Source organism: Effusibacillus pohliae DSM 22757, from assembly GCF_000376225.1.
GTDB lineage: Bacteria > Bacillota > Bacilli > Tumebacillales > Effusibacillaceae > Effusibacillus > Effusibacillus pohliae.
Genome location: NZ_AQXL01000054.1, coordinates 1 through 4,948 on the forward strand (window position 1 = coordinate 1; position 4,948 = coordinate 4,948).

The window sequence follows — 4,948 nt, forward strand, 5'->3', positions numbered from 1 at the left end:
AGTCATAGTTCCCCTGAAATTATCGCTGTGGTATAATCAACGAGATTTGTTCTTGTCCTTTATTCTGGTCATAGTTCCCCTGAAATTATCGCTGTGGTATAATACATATCCCCAAAGGCCAGCCATCTCAAGGATCGCAGGCTTTTGGGGCTTTCAAAAACATGTAATAATACAGATGCAAAAGGGGAAATATTGTTGTTTTTAAAAAAGAGTTAGCTGGGTTGATGTGATTTTCTTTTCTTGCGCTGTCGGTTCCCCAAGAAGCAGCTGCATCTTTGCATACTGTTTTTCCGTTACAACCATTGCCCGAATCGATCCTCGAGGGGGTAAGTTGTGTTTTAACCTTGCTAGGTGTTTGTCCGTTGCTTCGTGTCCATGGCAGACGCGGCTGTAGACCGAAAACTGTAACATATCATATCCTTCGTTTAGCAGGAATGTGCGAAATCGCCGGTATTCGCGCTTCTCCCGGTTGGTCACGACGGGGAGATCAAAAAAGACGAGCAATCGCATAAACTTACTCATACATGTGCAGTTGCAATGGGAGAAGTTCCGGCAATTTCAACAACGAAGGGTCTTGGCTTCGGCTTGCGGTGACGAAGCTTTTGGTCATTTCTTCCACCGCGTTTACCACGGTGAGCTTTTCTCCGTTTACTAGTATGTCCATATTGGCCAAATTATATAAGTCTGCCCGAACGTACGGAGAAAATCCATCATCCAGTTGAATGTGTTGGGCCACGTATAGGTCGACAAGCGGGCGCAATACTTCCATAAAGTCATCGGCGAGATTAAATTTGTTCAATTCGTTATCGTGGTAAATTCCTAGGCACGGGAAGAAGCCATACCCAACGAGAGAACGGGCGACCAATCCCCGCATAATGGCATATCCGTAGTTTAAGGAAGCATTCACTACAGAGTCGCTTCGTCGGGTGAATTCACTTCCAAATAAGTATTGAAAATACTTTTTCGCTCCATACGCTTCACGGTTATTGCTGTCTCCAGAGTCGACGGTTTTGCTGATGCGGTATAGCTCGTCGGCTCCTTCTTTGTTCAGGAACTTCAAACACTTTCCTTGATTGATTAGTTTTTGGATCACGATCCGCTGCCAAATTCGCTTTTTAAAAGGTTTGGAGTAGGCGTACTGCATGTGCAGCACGCCTACTTGCCGGGAATGTTTTTGGAACGGCTGCAGCACCCCATTTGGGAGCCGTCTTTGGTCACAAGTGAACAAGGTGATGTTATACTCCGCCATTTTGCTTAAGGCGGCTGCTGTCACGCTGACGGCTTGTTCCTCGATAACGATGGAACAAATATCCTCGAGCGCGATCGAAACTTTTTCTTCTTGTTCAATCACGAGTTGATTGTAACGGACGGACAGCTTCCCCGGTTTTCGAATGAGCAGATGACGCCAACCCAACTCTCTTTTCCCCTCTCACTTTGTAGATGTTGCCAAGCACATCTACCTGGTATTTCTCGAATCGTTTGAGGGTTCTTGAACCGACGCCGCGAAGCGAGAAGGTGTTATCATGGCTAACCAAATCTAGCCCACCGGTAGCGGAGTCGATGGTTTTATAGTAGACAAGCAGATCTTTCATTTTGATTTCCTCGCCCCCAGCGGTTTTTATTGTTTTTTCCTGAGGAAGCTCAATGCGAATGAGATCATTCGGATACAAGCTGAATCGGAACGTATAGTCTTCCGTCATTTCCTTCCACTCGGAGTACGGCTTGTTCGGCTCAATGGCTTTGTTTGGCAAAACGCCCTTCATGATGTCCATTGTGTAGACGGGTACGCAATAGTATTTGCCGTCTTTCTCGAACACATCGACCCGGACGATGTTGCTGTTATAGGCGACGGTTTTGCCGTCGTGGAGCGGGATGACTTGGTTTTTTGTGTCGATGATTTTCACTGTCCGAATGATAGGTCCGGGTTCCCCGTTCTTTTTCGGCTTGTATAACGGCTCCTGGAACGCCTTTTTCGGATCGTTGTTATGCTCAAGCAACCGCTGGCGGATCGCTTCGTATGTCCTCGGGTCGCTTTCCTTTCCGTACATCGGAAAATGCCCGGTCTCATCCAGCTTAATTTCGGACAGTTTCGTTTTGACGACGGTTTGGATTTTGCCGCTCCGCTCATCGATGCCAACGTATCGCCGCAGCGTTTCTTGATGAGCCGCCCCTGTAACGCTCCGCTTCGGCATTCGGGAGACAAAAACCGGTTGCAACGATTCGAGTTTCTGATCATCATAATTTCCAAGATTGAGAGCTTTTATACTCTCTTTTGGATGTTTTGATAAACGCGCCCGCAGTTCATCGGCGAAGTACGGCCAAGGTTGCGGAAAGTGCGGTTCGGTCTTTTTGGCCAGTTCTTTGTTTTGTTCGCGCCGTTGATAGAAGGCGGTGACTCGGGCAATATCGCTCGGTGTTGTGCAGGCGACGATCGCGGCATCGACAGCATGATGCAAATCGGATTCTTCACGGTTTTTGTTAAAATCCCAGCGGCTTCGCAAATGGGCCGTAATGCGGCCGTTGACGGTGTATACCTTTTGTTTGTCATCGCTGTCATCGAATTTAAGATGTTCGCGAATAAAGTTGGTGAAAAAGCGTGAAATATACCGGGTGTCATTTAAATTTCGGTTTTTCCATTCCGCTTCTTCATTTTCATCGTAATGGAGCCGGAGCAGCCGATCCCGTTTCTTTTTGGAAAACTGCTTGTTCGTTAATACAAACGTTTCGAACTGCTGCCAGCGTTCGGTCCCTACGCCTAAATACTCGGCAGGGATGCGGTTGCCTTTTTCGCGGTTTTCTTTTGTAAATACCAACACTTTATTGGTATAACTGTCATCTAGGCTTCGGCTGTACGGGATGACGTGATCCACTTCTACATAGCCTGGTTCAAGCAGCCGCCCCATTTCAATTGGTTGAAGCGAGTAGGCGCATCTCCCGTTTTGTTCGCTCCAAAGTTTGAACTTGACAATATCATGGCCGGTTGGGTTTAGCGTCAAGCCATATTCCATCAGCTGGCGAATGGCCGTCTCGTTTTTCTTCCGGTTTTCATCTTGTTCTTTTTTTGTTTTCCGCCGCTCGTCAAACGTTTGTGATAAATCGCGGGCTAGTTCGATATGGATGGATACCGGCGAACCATACTTTTTGATAATGGCGTTCACCACTTTCCGCGCCTGTGTCAATGCACGCATGACGACCGGGTTGGCGATTGGTGGAATGTTCGGGAGCAATAATGTTTTTTGCTTTTTCTTTGGCCCTGTAAACGTGTACCCCGCCCGCTCACAAGCCGAAGAGTAGATCTCGCCTTGTTCCATATAAGGAAGAATGTTGTGAAGCGCTTTTAGCGACAGATGGCCGAACTTTGTGAATGACAAGTTCAATAGTTCCTCAATTAGGTCGTTGTCATATATTTTGTTCGCTAAATTTGGCATCTGTTTTCCATTTTGTTCATATTCATTTCGCAAGTAATTGCGAATGTCGGCATCATCTTTAAACAATGTCAGGGCGTAACCGAATGTATCGAAATCGATTGGAAGAAACGAACTCGACTTTCCTTTTCCATACACTTTATCGATGGCCTTCCGAATTTGATGATAGGCGTCGAGTTCAAGAAAGCGGATGCTTTCGTTTTGCTTTAACGATTCGTTCCAATCATACACAATGCCTTTAAAATAGGTGTCATCGGGCAAATGGAGCGACGTCCGAATGTCATGATAAGTGACTTTGTTTTTATTGAACGCTTGCTCGTACAAAATGCGGCGCTCCTCATCCGTGAGACCCCGTGTGCCTGATGGGGAGATGAGCCGTAATTTATTGATGTGCTCCCAAGCGATGAATGACTGGAATGTGTACGTTGCTTTCGGTGCCCGCTTTTCTTTCAGTTCAAATGTACAAAAGCCGACTTTTTTCTCAATGTCATCTTTAGAAGCGAAGGGGCGCTGCGATGTCCAAATGGTGACATATTCATTCTCGAATTCTTCTGTGCAACTCATATTTCCGAATTCGCGCTGTTTGGCGAAAATGAGTTGAATCTCGTTTTTCAAGGCGTCGCGGGCGATCGTGTTCGTGTAATTTTCTCCTTTATTGCGTTTATGGAGCGCAAATTTTGGATTTTTCATGATCATTTCGGCGACGGTTCGGTAGCCTGAGAGAATAGCCCGGTTTTCTTCGATATGTTTGAGCATCGTGCCATTTTCTTTATTGTTGCGCTCGCTTTTGCGATTGGATTTAAAACCGCGCCGTTTGGCTAGATGAAGAAGAACGCGGGCCAACTCATCATTGTTTAATTTTCGATCCAATGTCTCAACGCGCAACTGCCAGACGTCAATTTCCTGTTTCTTCTCAAACAGCTTGTCCAGTTCTTCTTTCGATAAAATTCCTTTGCGGATGAGAAGACGGCGAATGCGTTCAAGCCGATGTTTGCGGCGGCGAAGGCGACGCCGGGTCGAGCGTGCGAGGCGCCGCGGGAGAGCTAATGATTCTCCCGTTTGAGGGTTTTCCGCTCTGTCAAAAATGCGGACGCCTAATTCTTCAATACGAGGAATTTCCAAATTAATGGCTGCCCAACCGACAGAGGTAATGCCGATATCAAGCCCGATTTTGTATCTCACTTTTTTCCCTCCCATGATAGAGCAGAGCTATGTAGTAAAAAAGACCTTAGCATTTTCCGCCAAGGTCTGAGTTTACGCAAGGATGGGGGATGCCCGCCAAAAGCGGGCGACAGGCGATCCCCAACGCCGCGGGTCAATCTGCCTTAGGCAGAAAGCCCTTATCATAGTAACCCTGAGATCACTGCTGTGGTATGATCTTAATAATATTATAGTGTATATTTTAAAAAATGCAAGATTTTTTCTTAATAAGCTTTTTGCGATGTGCCCTTTTTTGTTCCATGTTTACAGTAGGTGTATCGCTCAGAGCTGTTGAGAAGTCGATTTCAACCGCACGGGTGAAA

Annotated in this window: 3 protein-coding genes; all 3 read right to left on the reverse strand. The window is 46.4% G+C overall.

What is annotated here, in order from left to right:
* Positions 1-201: 201 nt before the first annotated feature.
* Genes cas2 through cas9 form a run of 3 tightly spaced genes read right to left on the reverse strand, consistent with a single transcriptional unit; the run spans position 202 to position 4,607 of the window.
* The gene (gene cas2 / locus C230_RS0100890; RefSeq protein ID WP_322786175.1) at positions 202-522 is read right to left on the reverse strand and encodes a CRISPR-associated endonuclease Cas2; all 321 of its coding nucleotides are present in this window, start codon (positions 520-522) and stop codon (positions 202-204) included.
* Positions 515-1,414 carry a type II CRISPR-associated endonuclease Cas1 gene (cas1, locus tag C230_RS0100895; protein ID WP_026174060.1) on the reverse strand — a complete coding sequence of 300 codons (900 nt, stop codon included), beginning with the start codon at positions 1,412-1,414 and terminating at the stop codon, positions 515-517. Before cas1 ends, cas2 begins: the two co-directional genes overlap by 8 nt.
* Positions 1,344-4,607, reverse strand: coding sequence for a type II CRISPR RNA-guided endonuclease Cas9 (gene cas9 / locus C230_RS0100900; RefSeq protein ID WP_018130201.1), 3,264 nt, complete (start codon positions 4,605-4,607; stop codon positions 1,344-1,346). Before cas9 ends, cas1 begins: the two co-directional genes overlap by 71 nt.
* Positions 4,608-4,948 lie beyond the last annotated feature (341 nt).